14 protein-coding genes are annotated in these 19,334 nt (G+C 43.0%); 1 reads left to right on the top strand and 13 read right to left on the bottom strand.

What is annotated here, in order from left to right:
* Nucleotides 1-4: 4 nt before the first annotated feature.
* The 7 genes from IB222_RS23500 to trhI form a co-directional block, all read right to left on the bottom strand.
* Complete coding sequence (locus tag IB222_RS23500) at nucleotides 5-1,132, bottom strand: DUF3150 domain-containing protein (protein WP_015063132.1); 1,128 nt, start codon at nucleotides 1,130-1,132, stop codon at nucleotides 5-7.
* Between the two features lie 71 nt (nucleotides 1,133-1,203).
* Nucleotides 1,204-1,473, bottom strand: coding sequence for a hypothetical protein (locus IB222_RS23495; RefSeq protein WP_032610391.1), 270 nt, complete (start codon nucleotides 1,471-1,473; stop codon nucleotides 1,204-1,206).
* Nucleotides 1,474-1,511: 38 nt separating this feature from the next.
* Nucleotides 1,512-2,564, bottom strand: coding sequence for an AAA family ATPase (locus IB222_RS23490; protein WP_149384825.1), 1,053 nt, complete (start codon nucleotides 2,562-2,564; stop codon nucleotides 1,512-1,514).
* A gap of 59 nt (nucleotides 2,565-2,623) precedes the next feature.
* On the bottom strand, nucleotides 2,624-3,610 hold the full coding sequence (locus IB222_RS23485) for a hypothetical protein (protein WP_149384824.1): 987 nt from the start codon (nucleotides 3,608-3,610) through the stop codon (nucleotides 2,624-2,626).
* A gap of 60 nt (nucleotides 3,611-3,670) precedes the next feature.
* Nucleotides 3,671-4,048 carry a hypothetical protein gene (locus tag IB222_RS23480; protein WP_022652171.1) on the bottom strand — a complete coding sequence of 126 codons (378 nt, stop codon included), beginning with the start codon at nucleotides 4,046-4,048 and terminating at the stop codon, nucleotides 3,671-3,673.
* A 58-nt stretch (nucleotides 4,049-4,106) separates the two neighbouring features.
* Nucleotides 4,107-4,982, bottom strand: a complete 876-nt coding sequence (locus IB222_RS23475; protein WP_149384823.1) for a hypothetical protein — start codon at nucleotides 4,980-4,982, stop codon at nucleotides 4,107-4,109.
* Between the two features lie 374 nt (nucleotides 4,983-5,356).
* Complete coding sequence (gene trhI / locus IB222_RS23470) at nucleotides 5,357-7,165, bottom strand: IncHI-type conjugal transfer helicase TrhI (RefSeq protein ID WP_149384822.1); 1,809 nt, start codon at nucleotides 7,163-7,165, stop codon at nucleotides 5,357-5,359.
* A 182-nt stretch (nucleotides 7,166-7,347) separates the two neighbouring features.
* Here trhI and IB222_RS23465 point away from each other — a divergent pair, with 182 nt between their 5' ends.
* Nucleotides 7,348-8,220, top strand: a complete 873-nt coding sequence (locus IB222_RS23465) for a hypothetical protein (RefSeq protein ID WP_149384821.1) — start codon at nucleotides 7,348-7,350, stop codon at nucleotides 8,218-8,220.
* Nucleotides 8,221-8,248: 28 nt separating this feature from the next.
* On the opposite strand, the gene trhN is transcribed toward IB222_RS23465, so the two are convergent.
* From trhN to rsp, 6 genes are all read right to left on the bottom strand, one after another.
* Nucleotides 8,249-11,425 (bottom strand): IncHI-type conjugal transfer protein TrhN, encoded by a 3,177-nt coding sequence (gene trhN, locus IB222_RS23460; protein WP_149384820.1) that lies wholly within the window; start codon nucleotides 11,423-11,425, stop codon nucleotides 8,249-8,251.
* A gap of 18 nt (nucleotides 11,426-11,443) precedes the next feature.
* The gene (gene trhU, locus IB222_RS23455; protein WP_188055383.1) at nucleotides 11,444-12,499 is read right to left on the bottom strand and encodes an IncHI-type conjugal transfer protein TrhU; all 1,056 of its coding nucleotides are present in this window, start codon (nucleotides 12,497-12,499) and stop codon (nucleotides 11,444-11,446) included.
* Between the two features lie 11 nt (nucleotides 12,500-12,510).
* Nucleotides 12,511-12,642: a hypothetical protein gene (locus IB222_RS23450; protein WP_022652169.1), complete on the bottom strand. Its 132-nt coding sequence runs from the start codon at nucleotides 12,640-12,642 to the stop codon at nucleotides 12,511-12,513.
* Nucleotide 12,643: 1 nt separating this feature from the next.
* Entirely contained in the window at nucleotides 12,644-14,152 is a 1,509-nt protein-coding gene (gene trhW, locus IB222_RS23445) for an IncHI-type conjugal transfer protein TrhW (protein WP_149384819.1), read from the bottom strand.
* Nucleotides 14,139-14,651 carry an IncHI-type conjugal transfer protein TrhF gene (trhF, locus tag IB222_RS23440; RefSeq protein WP_015063122.1) on the bottom strand — a complete coding sequence of 171 codons (513 nt, stop codon included), beginning with the start codon at nucleotides 14,649-14,651 and terminating at the stop codon, nucleotides 14,139-14,141. Before trhF ends, trhW begins: the two co-directional genes overlap by 14 nt.
* 278 nt (nucleotides 14,652-14,929) lie before the next feature.
* Nucleotides 14,930-19,228: an IncHI-type conjugal transfer protein RSP gene (gene rsp / locus IB222_RS23435; RefSeq protein WP_149384818.1), complete on the bottom strand. Its 4,299-nt coding sequence runs from the start codon at nucleotides 19,226-19,228 to the stop codon at nucleotides 14,930-14,932.
* Nucleotides 19,229-19,334 lie beyond the last annotated feature (106 nt).

Raw genomic sequence — 19,334 nt, 5'->3', positions numbered from 1 at the left:
TAAATCACCAGCCGTTCAGTTCGAGTTCGCTGTTAAAAGCACTATTACTACCACTGGCCTGAAGGGAAACATCTTCTTCAGGGACAACAGCAGACAAAGGTGCAGTTACTGCGTTTTTCTCAACTTCTTCAAGCGGATCTTCTCTGAACACATTTGCTGAAGAAAAAACATCATCCTCAAAAGCATTCTGAGAGTTAGCCGTATTATCCTGTGAATCAATATTGAATGACCGGGTAATGGAATCCAGCCAATCTGTTACTTTCTGCTCACCAGAAATAATACGTTTCAGCATTGACGCATCACTCATGAAATAGAACCATTGCTTTAACACCGCAACATCACGGGGAGAAGAAATGGCGCCTTTGGGTAAATTATTCATGACGTGCTTGATAGCTTCTGCAAGAACAACCGCCTCTTTATGAATGAACATAAAGCTAATGATTTTATCTTGCATCTGCTTTAATCGGTCAATCGTGCTGGAACGCAAATTATCATTTTTACTGATTTTTGCATAAACCTTCATAGCTTCATCGGCCAGATCGATTATCAGTTGTTCCTGATAAAAGTCCTGTGTTTCATCCCCCTCCACACTAATCGGTGAAAACGGAATGAAATGCGCCAGATTAAACCGGAATGATTTAATAAAATCATCTTTCGTTAATTTCAACTGGTCGATTAAATCTGACATCAACGGACTGCGATCTTTCTCAGCCTGAATATGAGTGTCATAGTTATCAACCACATTCTGGATACCGGCTTGAAATTCACGTTCAATTTCTTGTGCCTCTTCCAGAAACTCCTCCATTCTTTCGACAGGCAAAATCCACATATTGCTATAGCGGATACACAACCGTGAACAGAGTGTTGAAATTCGACTAGTGATAGTGCTTTTGAAACTCAGTGCCTTTATGTCTATCCAGCGAACTTCACTTTTAGACACGCTCTTCTGGTCCGTTATATCATCGCCGCCATAGGACAGTTCGATTTTATCGGTACGCCGAGAGCCCTGACAACCACTGATTTCGATTTTTGTTATAACAGCACCTTCCAACAAATCAGGATGTGCTTTTACAAAGTTATCACAGATTTGCTTAGCGGAAACTTTATTAAGTTTAGAAGTATTGAAAGTCATAGGTTTTCTCCAGATTAAAAAAATGGGAAAACCTCCCTGTCGGGAAAGATTTCCCGATAGGGTTAAGATTATTACTTCTCAAGTGTTGTTAAAAGAATTCCAGGAAATTCACTCTCGACAGACGTCGATTGAATACTTCCTTGATACATGAATCCTTTTGATTCAAGGCCCTTAATCATGGCTTCCATATCTTTGTCACAATCTTGATAACAAATAAATGAATAGTCATTATTGTGCTGCTTAAGACCTATATATTGATTTCCTTCCTGTGCAATCGCGAAAGTTTCATCCCCGTCTGCACTCAAAAAACCGTAAAACGAAAGATGAGCAAAGTCTGTCACAAGGCATTCAGCCTTCTGATAACTCGTCCCATCTATAACTACTTTTTTGCAGTGTAATACTCCATTGTACGGTTCTTATCGTCACCGAGTTTTAAATCGATGGCTTCCAGCACCATACCACTGGCATGTGCAGGCAGAGCCGACGCAAAAGCAATTTTAAACGTATCCAGTAAGGACATGGTCTTTAACGTCATCGACGTTCCAACCCATGCCACAAGCTGACGAATATCCATTACACTGTCTTCAGTTCCTATGTTGTTTACTGCAACGGCTACCGAAACGAATTTTTCAATTACCAGCATAGGCAGGCTATTGTAGCGTTTAAGCAAAACGTTGGTTAATGCAACCTCTGAAGGCCTTTCCATCTCCACAATCAGGAAGCGTTTAATAAACGCTGCATCCTGCCGCTGTGATGAAACGAACTTACGAGATCCCCCACTCATGTTTGTGTTTGCTGTACCCATAAACCGCGTAAACTTATTGGCATTAACCACTTCGCCACCGTTGGCGGCTAGTGACCAGGGCTTACGCTCTATAGGCATATGCAGCTTCGCGGCGGTATCAGGGTCAATCTTGTCCACTTCATCCAGAAGAATGAGGTGGCCTTCCTGAAACGCCGTTACAAGCTCGCTGGGCACAAAACTGGTGTTTCCGTTAATGAGACTACGCTCACCTTCAAGTTCATCAGCACGAATATTACTGTTGATTTGCTTTATGGTTAGCGGCCAATTCAGCATATGGCTAATGTACATTGCCATTTCAGTCTTACCAGAACCAGACTCCCCTTTCAGGCATACACTTAAATCTATATCGTTACTTACGAGCAATTGTACTACTTGCTCAAGTATACGAGCATTCGGTATATAATCCTTATTCAGGTTTGCACGATGTGGAGATAAACGTTTAAATACTGGAACTATCATATCCTCGGACATTTCAGGAATACCAAACAAATCTTTGGCCTTAACCAGGTAATATTGTTCCTTATTCGCATATGCTTTTGTAGATATAACATTTGCGGGTAACAGATTACCAATATTTTCTTCCTGTAATGAATTTTCGGTTTCTAATACAGTTGCGGCGTTAGTCATTTTTAAAACTCCGGTAAAATGCAAACACCGCCCGCTGGCAGATGTTTGCCAGTGGCATATTAGTTGAAGGTCATCTTACACGCTGTAACCATCTGTTTTCTGATAGCATCAACGTTGTAACCAAGATGAGTCCCTACAATTTCGAATACTTCAGATTCAATCCATTCGAACTGGCGCTCAAATGTAGGATTTACGATAACCCAACCTGATGTATCCCTTAATGTTAACTTGTTATTTACGACAAGTTTTTCAAACAAATTAATTGTTGATTTAAATGCTTTAGAATAGACATCCATTATATCCCGATCAGTCCATTTTACTGCCAGTTTATTTTCTGCCAATAAATAGTCACGGTCGAAAAAGATATCCCATCCCATATCTTCTTTACAATCATGCAAAATAATCTCTTTATCCTGATGATATTGAGATAATTTAACATTTTCACTTTCAAAACTGTGCGTGTATTCATACAAGCTTTTTTTAAGCTCTGACCTAAACTCAATAGCATCTATACCATGAGTGGCACATGTAAGCTCAAATGACTGCGACATATACCAACGTGTTTCTGCTTCAAGAAGCGGATTCACTTTGATATTTCCGAATTCATCAGTTGTATAGAGTGATTTTGTAAAGACAAGATATTTAACGTTTTCCAACGACTCTTCCATTGCGACGACGTATAACTGATATACATCTTCAGGAGCCCAGTCGATAACCAGACCACCTAATTCTGCATTGTATTCTTCTAAAGTGAAGAGATAATCAGTTTCAGAAGCAAAACTAATTCCATGCAGAATTTGATTGTTGAGTAGTTTGGAACAATGACCTAGCAATGCAACATCATCCGACACATGAGGCACCAGTTCCGGGCCAGAATGTTTTTCTTCTGATTGCATGCTTTGCTTTTGGGCTATTGCATTATTTATATATTCAAGCGGAGACTCAACTATGGGTATTATTTCATTTTCCTCTTCTTCAAAATCGAATATAGAGAAAAAATCAATTTGTTTACCAATAAATGATGTCGAGCTAATTTTTTGTTTCATGGGGCCTCCAAAGGGAGATCTCCCATGAAGGGATTTCTCCCCTTTAGGGTGGTTTAAATGTCAGATCTGTCTAAAGCTACTTTGCCCAAAACCCTTGGGGGGTTTAGGTATGTGAGCTAACTTACTTGTTGCAACGACTCTCATGTAGTCAAGAGGGTGCTCTCTCCCTTCCAACGTAACAATATCCACAACAAGATAACCGGAGACCATTAACTCATCACCTTGATTTATACCAGTGAAACAGCCTGAATACATTTCTGGTGACACTTTGATTTGAATAGAAAATTCTCTCTCAGCGATTTCACCATTAATTTCAGTCTTCATTCTGTTTTTGAGCTTTATTAATAACCCAACGTTACCGTCAGTCATTTCTTTCTCCATTGCACTGATAACTATCCCGGACACTTTAACTTCATTAACATATTCAAGATGTGACATTTCTTCTCTCCTCATTTTAATCAAAGAGAAGCCCTGTCAGGGTTCCCCCTTAACAGGATTAAATAAATTTATTTACAATGAACATCAATGACATCATGCCAAGAACAGCAAAACAAAACGTCTGACCAAAAGGTCTTGGTTCTTTAGCTGTTTTAGCGCTATTGACTTGAGTCAAAAGTTCATCAATTGTTAACTGCCGTTTTTCTGCCTTCATTTTGTCATCTAAATATTGCGCTTCTCGTTTTGTGAGAAATTCAATTTTAGATTTGATAGCATGGTCCCAGCCTTTGGAATCGAAAACGCTCAATTCACTAAAGGTATGTAGCATGAGTTCATCAGGAAAACCTAATTCTTTCATTAAGGGACGGACGGCTGCATACAATGCATCTACAGTTTCATAATGTGCCTTTGTCACTTCATTAAAGCGATTACGCAATGCTAATTTATCGCGCTTCACAATAATTTCAGAAACCCAGGCAATCAACTGATCATTTTTTAACTCTCTGGATTTATCGAGTGAATAATTTAGGTCATCCACATCAAGGAATGTGTTCAACCCATACTTTTCAAACTCTTCATTTAAAAACTTATCCAGTTCAGCTAAAGTTTTAAACATGGGAATTGCAGGTGCTTCTTTGAGTAGCTTATAAGCCTTCTCAAAGTCAATTGGATTGACATGAATTTGCTGCATTTCTACATGATAATAAGTTGAAAAAGCAGAAAGCTTTTGGGCCAGCATAGAAACCGATTTTAAAGAGTTCAGTTCAATTATAGTTGGTCCGTCTTCATTCAAAATAACAATAAGGTCATTATCATGCCCTGAGTAAATAATCAGAGATTCCAATAACTTCTTGTTAACTGCCTTGTCCATATCCGGAATCAGATCGGCGAAGGCCAGAAGAAGGGCTTTACTGCGTGCTTTGCTTTTAGACATTTGGGGTCACCTATATATAGCAAGAAGGAAGGAATAATGGAATATTCCAACACAAAGGCAAAGCCTGTCATTCATCTCCCGTAAGCTATGAACCGCCTGATTTATACTTTCTGGCATTAGAAGTACGCAACGAAAATAGCTCAATCAAGAGCTAAATTAGTTACGATTTGGTAAATTCGGTTTGCCTTTTTACGGGCATAGGAAAGGCGCCAGCGACAAAGGTGACATTTTGCCGGTGGTGCCTTGCAGCTTAAGTAAGCTGGCCGCTTTTCACGGCTGAATCCGCGCTTAATGCGCAAAGTAACTTTTCGTCAGTTACTTGAAATGTGGGAGCGATAATACAAAGCTCAATATTCTTATACAACATAGAGTCATTATTGTAAATACTGATTGGAAAATTCTTCTGTTAAATTTGATTCTATTCTCATATTCGCTGCCTCTTTCAATTTTTCTTCGGCGCATTCGCTTAAAAAGAAGGACGGATCACCGTACCACATTACATGCAGCTGTTGTTCTGCTCGTGTAAATCCTACAAATAGAAGTCTTCTCTCTTCTTCAATCGCTTCCTGCCCCACTGATCTCTTGCTTGGGATCTGGTCAGCATTGCAACTCATAATAATGACTTTTTTCCATTCTAGCCCCTTCGAACCATGCAATGTCGATAAAACTACTTTATCCGGCGTATATTCCTCATCCTTCTTTTTAGGCCCCAAACACATCGCCGCAGCTCGATTTATCATGTTTTGCCAGCCATTTTTCTCAGCCCATTGCTTACAGGTATCTAACGCAATTCGTGTCAGTGAAGGTGAACCTTTCTGAGTCCTCATTTTTATTGATGACAATTCCATCCATTTAATCAGATTTGCGAACTGCTTTTCGATTTCAACTTTATCCCGAGTCTCCTGTGTAAACCGGGTGAAGTTTGAATGAAGTGTTCTTGTTTCCAGGGAACTTGCATCTGGGATGCTCAGTTCACCAAAAGTTACTTTTCTCCCTTTCATGCTAAATGCTGTTTGATCCAAAACTTCTTCATTTTCACCGAAAAGCGCCAGCACCCTCTTCATTAATCGAACATCGTTGGACTGCCGAAAGAAAGCCATCAGATGCAGTACGTCGCTCGTCTCTTTCTCATCCCAAAAGGACTTGCCTCCATAACGAAGAACCGGCTGCTCTATGAGGCTTTCAAGCTGATCAAGATGTGCATTACCTCTGCTAAGGATTGCCCAGCCATTTGGGTCCTGGTTAATTAGATTGAGGATGCCTTGAATCTGTTCATCCATATCAACATATGAGCGGAAATTAACTTTTCCACCACCACTTTTAGCTGAACGCAGATCCTTAACGTATCTGTAAACATTTTTTTCAATCAATGCCCCTGCAACCTTAAGAATTTCTGGTTCACACCTGAAACAGGTATTTAGATAAAATATGTTTGGCCTGAATTGTTTTTCAAATTGCTGAAATATTTTTACCCCGCCGGAGGCCCTGAAAGAATAGATTGCCTGATCATCATCCCCTACGATGCTCGTGTTAACACCGCCCCTTGTATGTAGTGCGATCCAGGCATACTGAATCGAGTCGGTGTCTTGCACCTCATCTACAACTAAATGCGTCAAATTTAGTGGCTGCATTTTTCCTGAGTGCATCTGGCCCACGACAAATCGTGAGAGTGCATTTAAGTCAGCTACGTGGTCTTTCTGACATATTGCCTGGTATGTGTTGAACAAGTGGATTTGTTGACGCGTATGGCGAACTGAAATGATGTCTGTATCCATTTCCCTTCCAATCGCATCAATAGCAAATTCAGCTTCCGGGTAACGGAAAGGCGCGCCTGACTCCTTTAACGCACGATGAATTACAGAACGCTGTGCCGAGCTAATCAGCATCTTGCCCTTCCAATTGACCATGTCCAGTTGCATCCGGATAAAGCCGTGGAAAGTATTTACCAGCACCCTATCCTGGTCTTTTTTACTTAACCGACTTTTCAGCTTTTCAGCCAATGAATTTGTTGCAGCGCGAGTAAATGTGACCATTCCAACCTTGGCATATGGGAACTGCCTGAGGATTGAGATCACAGCCTCGATCATCGTAAATGACTTCCCAGACCCTGGTGCTGCAATAACCATATTATTTGCGTTTGCATTTTCAATGATGACCCTTTGCTCATCTGTTGGTTTACCCATAAAAGCCTCTGAATATTTAGTCCCACTGATTATACGATTTAATTTAGAGGGATTTTTCTTTACAAGACTGGTTTTTGTTCGCTTCACATTTTTTCATTTTTTCTGCATTTTGGTTGTTTGAGAAACTGACGAGTATGAAATAATGCTTCTAGACAAAAAAATCATTCAAAGAAGGGTCTCAAATGAAAACTAAACGTTTTGTATCTCTGGTTTCTGCTTTTGTTGCCAGTGCATCGCTGGTTGGTTGTGCCGGGGATGCTGGTAAAACCCCGAATTCTGCACAGCACAGCGACACTCATGGGCTCTACTGGCATGCTAATTCTAAAGACTCGGTAGCCCAAAATGCTTACTCTTTGGCCGGTTTTGACGTTACTTTTAATGAAGAAACAGTCCAGCCGGGTGGCGATGCAGATAACTTGCTTTCCAAACTGCTAATTAGTGGCTCTATGGGCTATGTTACAGGAGGGCTCAGTGGATTAAGTATTATGAGTTTGGGATCAATGTACAGCTCCTCTGACGCTGAATATATCCAGGTTAACCAATACGTCGTCTTTGTCCCGAACCCTAAAAAACTTCCTTATAACGATGAAAGCTTAGTACGTGCCGGTGCTGCATATGTTTATAATCACACCAAAGAGTCACAGGTGGCACTCGGGTTCAATCCTTCGAAGCAAAGTGCGGCTCTGGCTTCATGCAAGATTGATATGGCAGTGATGAATAAATGGAGTACCTGCGACCTCCCTTCAAAGCCAGCTGCCGACGTAATGCCGACTAAGTCCATGTACAGCTTCCAGGCTATTCGCCCAGCGTCTGGATCTGAAATCCCTCAACTTAATCTACCTGCCGGTGATTATTCAGTAGTTCGTTACGTATTCATTCCATTTAAAGGTAATGAATCTAGTACTAACTTCTCAGGTATTATTTTCCGTTCTGACAGTCCAAAATTCACTATCCCAGGTGGCGTTGCTGCATCTATTAACGGTAAAGATTATTATCTTTTCGCAGGAGAATATGGTCAGAAGGGTTTCCCTGAAAAAACTCTTAAAGCAAAATAAAAATAAAGGGGCTTTACAGCCCCTACATTTAGTATTTTGGTAATTCCTTCCCAGTAATTGGGTCTACATAAGTTGACCCAACTTCACAAATCGCGGGCCGTGGTAGATAGCTACAGTCCACATTCTCCTCTTTAATTGCCTGATTATTTTCCTGTCTAGCTTTTATCATATTATCCTCACCACCCATTGATTCTTTCGTTCTTTGGGATGGAAGTTGGTAATTTTCATTTTTAAATGGCAAATTTTCTGTTATCGATGACTCGGAGAATGTAGCGTACTGATCAGGAACTTCTCCGACCTGGACGGCATCGTTAATCCATTCAGTTAAATCGATCTTATCAAAATCTAATCTCTGTATTTGACTAATTGATAATCCAACGCAACTCGAAGCAACCGGATCTATTCCAAGTTGAGGATACGCCTGCTGCATAATCACGCGAGATAACATTGAATTGTAGCAGCACATGTCTGTTGCTTTTTTAACACACTTCTTTGTAAATCCCATATTGAGATATTTAACACAGCGTTCAGTATCCAGTGTGAAACAGGATTTCTGATTTTTATGAATAGACGCTTCCATTTCTTTTTGATCACAGGCCACAAGCATTTCAAGCAACATTTTTGTTATTTGATATGCGGTATAAATCCAGCCAATGACATTTAATGCAAGCATAAAGTTTTGAATTGCTGCTGAAAAGACTACTTCGCCACCCGTTGTCGCTACATTTTTAAAAACGAAGTCCCTTACTGTATCGGGAAGCAAGTCATATGCTTTTTCCATGGCCATCTTCTTAAGGGTACCAAGCCCGAAAGAGCTCATTGTCTCCTTAGCAAGTTGACCACTTCCACCAGCAGTGGATGAACCTACTGTTCGCCCAAGGTTACCGGCCACATTTTCGTAGACGCTGGTTAGCGAACTGGTGACATTGTTCCACATCTGACCAACAGTTTTACCTGCCGATGCTGTCCATTCACCAACCGAGTTAGCCATTGAAGCCCAGGTTCCACTCTCCCCACCGGTCCAGCTTACCAGCTGAGCATTCACTCGTGTCCAGTTCGTGTTTCGGATCATCGACCCAGCCAGCATAATCGCCTCTAGTGAGCCAGCGGTACCCTGTGGCTGTTCGCAGCAATCTGTTTTGGCCAGCCCGTTCACAAAACCAACGGACCTGCCGCACCATTCTGCTTTCCCCTCAAAGACGGAGCAGGAATTAGGGTCGTTGGGATCTTCGCATTTTGCCTCACCCTGCATGTACTGAACCATGTTTGAGTACGCGGCCACTTTCCCAAAATCATTGTTTTCCTCTTTTGGGCCGGTTTCGCATGTTCCACCAGAACATGGGATCATACCTACACAGGCGTTAGTCTGTGACTCTACCTCTCTGACGACGTCCTTACCTCTGTCACACGTATATTTCTGCTCATACATGTAGCATGTATTTGTGCCTTCATCGAACCAACCTTCTGCACAAGTCTGTGTATCGAGCACACACGCAGCATCATTTTTATATGTGCCGCAAGCGTCAGGCATATTTTTAATGTCGTCGTAGTTGTAGCAGAGGTCTTTTCCTGCGGCGTCTTTCATGATGTTTCCCTTCGCATCATATGAGCACAGCTTTTCCTTCGCCAGGGGATCACAGAAGTAACCTTCAAGGTTTGTTTTCCAAGTTAAGAACCCGGTATCGCCTTTATAAAGCGGTGTGGCCATTTTCAGCACAGTTTCCGGGAGCCGCTTTGTACCGACATCCATGTTCACAAACCGGTCAAACCGACAGAATGAATTCGGCGTTTGTACTGCATCAAAACAACCTGCGGGTTCCTGTATATGTTTATCCTCCAGCTTCATATTTTCAAAAGTCAGCTCAACTTCAAAATAGCCTTCCCCACCGCCACCTACCCAAACGCGTGACGCCATTGTCACTTCACGGTCCACCTCCTGATATACAGAGTTTCTTACCTGGTCGGTAATATCGTAGACTTTGTCAAGCTTCCATGATTTTTTCAGCTCCCATGGCCCTTGTGGTGATGGATAATTGCTACTTCTATATTCTCCATCTATGTGAGCAAAAATCTGCGTTCCATCAAGCGTGACCCTCATATGATCATCCCACTCTGCATTAATTATTTTCGCAGTTGCAAGCTTTGCATCAGGATGAAATTTTAAGGTTAATGAGTTGTCATATACTCCATCGTTCCAATAGTTGTCGTCTCTTCTGCCGAACCAGACCCTCACACAATTATCCCCGCACATAGACATATCACCATTACCACCTGAGATATAAACAGGTACGGAAAAATCACGAGTTATTGTGCAACTATTAAAGTTATCTTTCTTGGGTGAGTTGCAGTAAAACTCTTTATAATCTGGATAGTGTGTAGTAATAGTTTGTTTTTTTGTTTCCGTATTGCAACTCTGTAGCCAGTTGCCTGTACCGGCTACAGCATTACCAATTTCATTTCGGCCAGCATTGAACATAGGGTCGTTAGGTTTAATATTAGATGCTGGGTTGTCTTTATTTGCATTCACCAGTGTACGGTAGGCAACCCCATCGTAACTCTGCGCTTCAAACAGCTGACTTTTTCGATTTTTGATGTCATTGATGAATCCATCCTCATCTCCATACCGGCCACCGGAATTAAACTGAATATCACTGTGCTTCTGCTCTGAGCTGAATAGCTCTCCTGTACTGGTTTTGGTTCCTGCCGTTGTATTCGGGTTGTTACTTATACCAATGTTACCGCTACTGTCTCTGGAAAGTAACTTTGCCCCCTCTTTCGTATAATTAGAGTTGATCGTACCGCCCGTCATGCTCGGTAACTGTACGGTCTTACCGATCGACTTGCCGTCAGATGCAGCATTACTCATAACACTTTCGTTTGAGTTCAGCGCCCCGTACTTCCCAACGTCTAAGTTTATTGAATCTGCTTTACCTACATATTTATCTGATATTTTTCCGCTCAGGTTTTCCCCGGAATCAGCATTCTTGTACTTCTCTACAATATCCTGAGCACTTGTTGTTGCATTTCGATTTGCGTTGGGGTTCGCAAGGTCAAAATTGTTTTCCAACTGATCAAATATCGCATCAGCTGCGTATATTTTTGGTGTCATAACCATGTTAATGAGCGAAACGTAAAATGCCCAACTCATAGTATTTGCGAGCATAGACGCAATAATTGTTGAAGCAATTAATTTCCTAGTTTTCATATTAAAAGCCTCCTGCAATTAAGCGCCGGGAATAAAACGCACGCAACAGTCATTATATCTCCATAACATATAGACATAATTATCTATGCCTATTTTCTTTCGTCCACCTTTCAACGTTGACCAATCATGTACGGAGTCACCAAGCCTATGGCAGCAATCAGGCCCTTTAGCTTCTGGCGTTGGGTAAAGCATTGAAAGTCTATATTGTGAACGAGGAGTGAAGTATTCCCATGTTTTCTCACACATTGCATCTGCTCCCATTGTTCTCATTAGCATTCCTTGCCGATGTAACTTAGTTAGTAGTCGTTGTGTAATAAGGGAACTGGTTCTGACGGCATCATCATTCGCATAGACGTGCCCTGTAAGCGGGTACAAGTTACCATCACAACCGGCACAAAAATAGGCAGCCAAATTATCCTTTCCGGCAGTCACTGCCACGCAGTCAGCAGCACATACCATTGAGGCAATAGGGTTTGCAAATACCACAGCTTCGGGGTTCAGCACGAGCGTCAACAGATCACTTTCCCACATTGGATCAACTTCGCTGATATACGTCAGACTGGCATCAATATAAGGTTCTGCTGTACATTCACCGATTATCAGCAATTTCAACATTGTCATGATCGGGAATTCCCAGAGATGTACGTCGTAGAATCCGGCTTCTGTAGCAGTCATAGGCTGGTTAGTATTGCTCTTGCCAATATCGAACTGTGATTTTTGCAACATGGTTCCCTCCAAAAATGGGCTGCACCATGGGCTTTTCACTACTTCTACGATTTTAACTGGCTGGAAAAAACTTAACTGCCATCCGATTTCTGGTATCCCATTTTGGTCTGTGCAATAGCAGCCGGGGCGTGAGGGTGCGGCACCTTCAGGTGCCGCACCAATTCCCATGATCCGCATCGGGAAGATGCAACTCCAGCAGATATTTTTGATTAGTCCCTGCCACACACCAGCTGACTGGCACATTGCTCCCGGGACGCCGGTATCTGCGGCCATGGTCATTGCAGGCAGGGAAAATGACAGCATGACAGCAACCAAAATTTCCAAAAGTAACTTTTTTAGCTTCTTCACCGGCACGCTCACTATTTAGTAATGAATGTTGTCACGCTTTCCATATACGTAACCACTTTGTTGAAATACTCTCTCATCAGGTCCGGGTAATTCAGAGTCAGCCATGTGGCCAGCAGCGCCCCTAAAATAAATCCGATCTTCATATCAGTTCTCCTCTGCCGAGATTTTTTCTCCAACACCACGTATTTCAGCTTCACTGAATTGCGTTATCCGGAATTTATCTTTTTCAGTTGAAATCAACACTGGAGTGTTTTTAATCTGGAAGCGGGAAATAATTTGCTCATTGACTTTGAATACTTTCCCGTTAAATTTCTCGCGCAGATCATTCAGATGGTCCCAACCATTTTCCTGTTTAATTCGCGTAAACATCGGCATAACCTGTCCGCTGCCAAGAAGTTGGCGATATTGCTTCTCAGCCCAATCAAGCTGCCCCGGATTCAATGGGTCAAAAATTATCATGGTGAGGTTCTGCGGGAACCTGCTCAGCGGGTTAATCAGCTCGCCCGCAGAAGCAATGACGCGGCCCTGCTTATCTTTCACGTCCTGAGTGACCCTGATAGTCGGGTCAATTAACCATTCCTTGTGCTCCTGAGCCGCAGGCAGATTAACCATGAATTGGTTCTTCCATGTGTCTGCAACAGCTCGCTTCTTGGCGCCCTCCCAGTCATACTTTTGTGCTCGCTCTTCGAGCTCTTTAATAATGCTTTTCTCTTCGACCGGATAGGTCGTACCAGCATTAGGTAAAATATCCTGATCGGGATTTCTGGCCAGTTCTCGCTGGAAGAAATCAACGTTAAACGAACCGACCATTTTAGCGAATCGGGATTCCTCACGGGAGATAATTGTCGGGACCTGCGTGACCTGGTACTGGTCAAACGCATCAGGGTCAATCGTAATCAGGGGAAAGTCAAACTTCCCCTTCACCACCAACTGATTGATTGCAGCCTGAGTCTCCGGAAGACGCGTCGTGCCTTTCTTCAGACCATTAAAAACCACTCTCGCCTTATTTTGTGACGCGGTACGGAGTAGATCTTCTAGGACGTAATCAGGCAAGCTAAATGACGCAAAGATAGTGATACCGTTTTCTGTCGAAAGCACCTCTTCCCGTCTGCTATCTATTTTTCGTTCGAAGTCAGCGGCGGTGATCCCTGAGGTACCAAACATTTTTTCGATATTCGTCGACTGGCTGCGCATTACTTCTGGTTTATTTTCGACAGACCTCAGTGCTGAGTCGTTCAGCTGAATATTTCCCTGAATTTCATCACGTCTGCGAATAATGTCATTAACTGCTTCAGAATTATTATTCTGAGCGCGTATAGCCTGAGTATGATCGATAACCGCCTGCACACTGTCAGCATTCATACCCGGTACATAGCCCCGATTCGTTGGCTGACTGATGTCCCTGTTTTGCTTCAAAGCTTCAGCCTGGCGGACGTACTTCTGGACATCCGGAGAATCCAGAGAGCCTGACGAGAGCGGGCCTTCTGCTGTTTCCGGCGGCGTTGACTGAGCGCCCAATACTTGAGCTTGCCTAGCAATGTCGTCAGCAACCTGTTGATACTGGGGGCTAGCCGTAGCGGTGGACATCAAGGCGTAAAACGCCAGGCAGGTGGCCAGAGGCTTAATCGTTGTTTTTAATTCAATAGATCGCATATGTTTTCCCAATAACTGAAGTCAACTTAACCGGCCCCCAAAATCGTGAGTCCCATGAGTGATCCGTTTGGCCAATTAAAAAAACTTCTCCTTTCGGAATAGTTAATTCTCTTTCAATAGACTCAGCAGGTATGTTGTATTTCATTGAAATACGTCTGGCATTAGCTTTATAAAACTTGCTCCCGTTATAAACACCATCCATTGTGACTCTTAGACGATCTCCGCCTACCCCCGCCACAATTTTAATAACCTTCTCATTTTCACGTATAAATCGGACTGATTTTGGCATATGAAATGCAATGATGTTTCCTGCCTTGACAGATTTATCCTTCAAGTCAATCATGTAAAAATCAGCAGGTAAACAACCATTTAATAGCCCATGTCCAAACGTAAATCGAGTAAAGAAGATGGCCAGTACCAGTATCAGAATTGCCAAATTGATCGGCACGTACCAATCAAAACTCAGTAACCCACGCTTCTTAGGTATGTATTCGCTCATAACCTGCTTCTCTCAGATACCGGAACCAAAGGACTAATTTTTACATTACCTTAATACCTATTATCCATGTTTTGGACCGCCATTATTTCTACAAAGCCAGTTATTTCTGATAATTTACGCCCCTCTTTTTCTTTCATTATTGCCATTGATTGGTGATTCATGAGACTTGTATCACCGTTCATGCAAAGTAACTTTTCCGACGAAATCAATTCAAAAGACCAAAGACAAAAAGCCGGGACATTACTGTCCCGGCTTCTATTTCAGTACATAAATTTGTCTTACTGCGATGTACCAGTTGTTTCTACAGCCTTTGATTTTTCCTCATCTGGGCCATATACGACCGTGCGCTGTGTTGCTGAATCCCCACTATCATCATATGCGACTACACGGATATCTTGCTTCCCACGATTAAGATTTTTCGATAGTGTCGCCGTGCTGCCAAAAACATTCCTTAGTTCATCATTGATATACCATTCATAACGAACCAGTTTGCCATCAGTATCGACACATTTATTTGTGAAACTCCAGCTCATATTGGATTCTGTATGGCTTAGCACACATTGCGGAGCGGCGTTTTTTACAACATCAAAATCTACTGATGCTGTACCACGCTGTCCCATTTTACTGACAACATCCAGCGTGATTTCATATTTTTTCTCAGTAAGACCGGGAATTCCCTGAGCCCAATAATTTTTACTACCCTGGACAACCTCTCCATTTACTTTATACGTCACCGTATCAATACTGTCAGCAGAGTGCGCCAGTTTAATATTAGATCTTAGTGTGACATCAAGAGGAGCCCTCATGAACTTATTAGAGAATTTTGGGGTCATTTCAACAGTCATCGGAGTTTGCTCATCGACGACGAAGGTATTTTCAATACGCTGTTCGTTATTACGGTTATCGCGGAAAACGATCATCAACGTATATTTACCCGGCTTCGCAATTGCAAAATCTTTCGTATCTCCTTCATCTTTTGAAACGGAGATATTTTCCTTATCGTAGATCCACTCCCGTGAATAAGTTACTCCCGGATAGTCACCGTCTTTTATTCCGGTCAGGGCGACGTGTAAGGTCGACGGGGCCATAGTGTATTTTAGCTTCGTACTGACTTTCATTTCAGGGAACTTATACACCCAGGACTTAATCGATACTTTCCGCGTGGAAATGGTACTTTCCTTGCTGTCAGCGAGCCATGCACTGTATGTAAATGCCGCATAGCCTTGCTTATCCAGCATCTCCTCTGTCAGCGTCATCGACAACTTAGGCCCTCTGATTTTCTGTCCGTCAGGGGCAGTCCATTCTTCAATGACATCATTTCCGTTCTGGTACCGACTGTTCGGGTTGGAGTATTTACCATCTAAAGTAACTTTACTTCCCACCTCTACCTTTGAAATGCTGCTCACCGAAACGGAAAGGCGCTTGGGTTTAGCGACCGTTAACCGCGCAGACGTCTCTTTCCAGGAGGACTCTTCAGCCAGGTCGTCTGAATCCAGATAGCGCATCCGGGCGTAGATAGTTGGCGGAAGCTTCTCAGCGGCAGTCACGGTATAGGTAGTGTCACCCGCGACCCAATTAATTTTATCTTCCGACCACATTACTTCAGCCGTACCCTGCGGAATCGGCTCATCATTATCCAGCAACGAGACTGGTAAATCATCGCCTTCAAGAATTTCCGCAACATCAATACTTAGCTTAGGCTGTTTGTACGTTACAACTGTCAGCACGTCGCTATAAGACACTTTTGACGTAAACTTGTTGGTCATCTTGGCCCTGTAGAGCCACTTATCGACGTCAGTTTTTCTGATTGAAATACTTCTCTTCCCAGTCATGTCCGAAAGCATCGTCCATGTCTGCCCATTGTCTGACGACTCCTGCCACTCGGTAGGAGCAAGCGCATCAGAGTTAGCTGTGCTGGCCGATTTGAAGTTCACAAGCGTACTGAGCGGGATACGGCCGATAATCAGGCTCTTTGAGAGATTACCCTCCAGCTCTTCACCCTTATACACACGTATGCCGACCGCACTTGTTTCCCGGGTCAATTCAAAATCAGCGAAAGGCGAACGGACTTTAGCTATCCCGACAAGACGCATGTTCCCAAGGTCCATATTCTCGATTTTGATTTTTGTTTCGACTACCCCGGCATCATTCACCGGCAATGCCTCGGTTAATGGGGTACGTTCATACGTCGTTTTAAAACGGCCTGTTTCTGGATCTTTACCATAGATACTTTTCTGAGCGTAAATGGTTACATCCCAGTCACCCATTGTCGTCCGGCTAAATGAGCTTTTGCGAGTTGAATTGTTATAGCGCCCAACTGACACCTTCAACGGTAATTCCATTGTAGTAGCCGTCTTTTTGTCTTCGACTTCCATCGTAGCCCGAATGCTGAAGTCGGGGACCGTATACACGTTAAGTGTATCGGCGGTCCGCATTGTCGGGTCCTTCGAGTACTCTACAGCAATGTCGAATACATTTTTCGTCCACAGTGGGGCTGCGGCTACTTTCAGACGCTGAACGAATGTAGTTGCATCGTTGTTTGATGAACGGTTTTTAAACGTCGTTTTTGTGTTCTCACCCCCGTTTTGCGAAACATAGACTGTCACATCAGCAGGTACCACTTTTGCCAAGAGGCGAGCAGCTTCCCCACCTGTCGTGTACGCTAGTGCAGTGTTAGGGTTGATCCCAGTTACCAACTTATTTTTCTTGTAAGTAAGGATTGGGTTATATGGCAGTTGAGTTGTCAATACGCGGCGGTATTTGGCCGACACAGCTTTAGAGCCTCTACCGTTTATCATATAGACTTGGTAATCGAGCATGTTTTCGCCAGTTTTATTGAAGAACCCCGTAAGTCCTGGCGTCCTGCCTTTAAAGTAAAATTCAAGCCCGTCCGGTACATTGTTCCACTGAGGGTAACAGGCAGTGATATCAGATTTGCCGCCATACCACTCAAGATAAGCCTGCGCGTTCTCTTCCGTAGTAAAGAGAGTGCATTTATCACCGGCTGTCTGACTCATCAGATCGGTATATTGCCGAACGCGAGAATACAAGGTGACGTCTTTTTCTAAGTTTTTAAGCGCAAACCCTGTCGGTTGATACGTGAAAGTGGTATTGAATGTCACAATCTTGCCATACAGGTTTTCCGCCACGACTGTGATTTCGTGGTCAGCATTCACATCTAGATCATCCCCCACCGGCAGATAATAAATGCCTTTGTAGTTCGTTGGGGTGAGTTCAACAACTTTGTTATCGATAGTAACGGCTTTAATATCCGCAACCCCGGCCTGCCCCTGGAATGCGGCAACAATAATTTCATTTAAGAAATAAACAGGTGCTCGTTTTGCCAGCGCTGCCCCATCCTTAAGTACCATGAGTGTGGGGTTATCAGAAAGCATCAGTTTGCTTTCGGGCTCATTGTACGTAGACGTATTCTTGCTAGTATTCTCTATAGTGAAGGTGGCGGCATAAGAGCCATTCGTCAGGTCTGTTAAGTCAAAGATATACAGATACTCATCGCCGACCTTCTGGGGTCCGCTCACGGGCTGGAGGGTACGGCGTATCGGTGTTGCCCAGGATTGCTTAAAGTCGATAACCGTACCGTCATCCAAAGTTACTTTTGTTGTCGGCTTGAAAACCCCGTCCGGCACCATCGTCAGCGTCATAGCTGTTGGTAGCCACCACTCGCCTTCAGTCTCTTCCTGGGGCACTTTGACGGCTACAGCTACCGTTTTAGCGCCGGTATAGATTTGCTGACCGCCAATACTGATAGTTTTAGCTTCATCAGTGAAATTCCAGAGAGTATGGTCAACAACAGGAGGACGGTAGTCCCAGGTCAGCGTAAGCTTTTGCGCTTCAGGAGGGGCAAAGTAATTATTTTTCGAATTAGCGGTGACAGTTATTTCCCGTGAACCTATCAATAAATCCGAATCACTTACTTTAATACTTCCTACATCGATCGTGCAACTGGTCCCACCAATAGGGACTTCACAGGCAGAACCCGATCCGATAGAAATATATTGCACAAAATTGCGGGGTTCTACTGAGACGGCAAAACTCCTGATCACTTCATCCTTAATATAAGATTTAAGTGTGTAACCCTCTTGAACCAGCCCATTCATAGACGACTTTAGGCCGGTGATCGTCGGTTTAACCGGTACGAGAGCATTAACTGTATACTCCCCTTTCACTACTTCTACTTTTTGCCTTTCTGTACCGGAAAAATAGGAAATTTTGTAAGGGAGTTTTAGGTCTCCTGAGCTGTTTGGAATCCCGGTTAACGTGAACCCGTTAGCAGTAAATCCAGAGCTATTTGGAAGCCACTCAAAGAAGCAGACAAGATTATCCACCGTTGATGTCGCACGATCATCAACCGTCACATTACATGCGGTTCCAGAGCCTGAGGCAGTAATTATATTATTGTTTACAAATGCAACAAAATCGCCCGGGCCGGGATTAAACGTGACGGCAGGCATATCAGCCTGGAGTTTTCCGGAAATCATAATTGCCTCGGCATGTACCGACTTAATCGAGGCAATTAAAGAAAACAACAGGGTTAAACATAAACCTGATTTTCTCATGACGAACACCTGTTTTTTTTACGCAGAATTAAAATTACTCTACGATAAAAAAATCTGAAATCTTGTTCGTTAAGAGGAAAAAAAATATTAATTTTTTGCTAAAAAT

This window comes from Citrobacter sp. C13 (assembly GCF_014596815.2).
Classification (GTDB): domain Bacteria; phylum Pseudomonadota; class Gammaproteobacteria; order Enterobacterales; family Enterobacteriaceae; genus Citrobacter; species Citrobacter portucalensis.
This window is presented reverse-complemented; position numbering and strand designations above follow the sequence as displayed.

Excerpts from the sequence above, each read along its gene's own strand:
- IB222_RS23500 (WP_015063132.1), bottom strand. The coding sequence starts at position 1,132 with ATGACTTTCAATACTTCTAAACTTAATAAAGTTTCCGCTAAGCAAATC.
- IB222_RS23490 (WP_149384825.1), bottom strand. The coding sequence starts at position 2,564 with ATGACTAACGCCGCAACTGTATTAGAAACCGAAAATTCATTACAGGAA.
- IB222_RS23485 (WP_149384824.1), bottom strand. The coding sequence starts at position 3,610 with ATGAAACAAAAAATTAGCTCGACATCATTTATTGGTAAACAAATTGAT.
- IB222_RS23480 (WP_022652171.1), bottom strand. The coding sequence starts at position 4,048 with ATGTCACATCTTGAATATGTTAATGAAGTTAAAGTGTCCGGGATAGTT.
- IB222_RS23475 (WP_149384823.1), bottom strand. The coding sequence starts at position 4,982 with ATGTCTAAAAGCAAAGCACGCAGTAAAGCCCTTCTTCTGGCCTTCGCC.
- trhI (WP_149384822.1), bottom strand. The coding sequence starts at position 7,165 with ATGGGTAAACCAACAGATGAGCAAAGGGTCATCATTGAAAATGCAAAC.
- IB222_RS23465 (WP_149384821.1), top strand. The coding sequence starts at position 7,348 with ATGAAAACTAAACGTTTTGTATCTCTGGTTTCTGCTTTTGTTGCCAGT.
- trhN (WP_149384820.1), bottom strand. The coding sequence starts at position 11,425 with ATGAAAACTAGGAAATTAATTGCTTCAACAATTATTGCGTCTATGCTC.
- IB222_RS23450 (WP_022652169.1), bottom strand. The coding sequence starts at position 12,642 with ATGAAGATCGGATTTATTTTAGGGGCGCTGCTGGCCACATGGCTGACT.
- trhW (WP_149384819.1), bottom strand. The coding sequence starts at position 14,152 with ATGCGATCTATTGAATTAAAAACAACGATTAAGCCTCTGGCCACCTGC.
- trhF (WP_015063122.1), bottom strand. The coding sequence starts at position 14,651 with ATGAGCGAATACATACCTAAGAAGCGTGGGTTACTGAGTTTTGATTGG.
- rsp (WP_149384818.1), bottom strand. The coding sequence starts at position 19,228 with ATGAGAAAATCAGGTTTATGTTTAACCCTGTTGTTTTCTTTAATTGCC.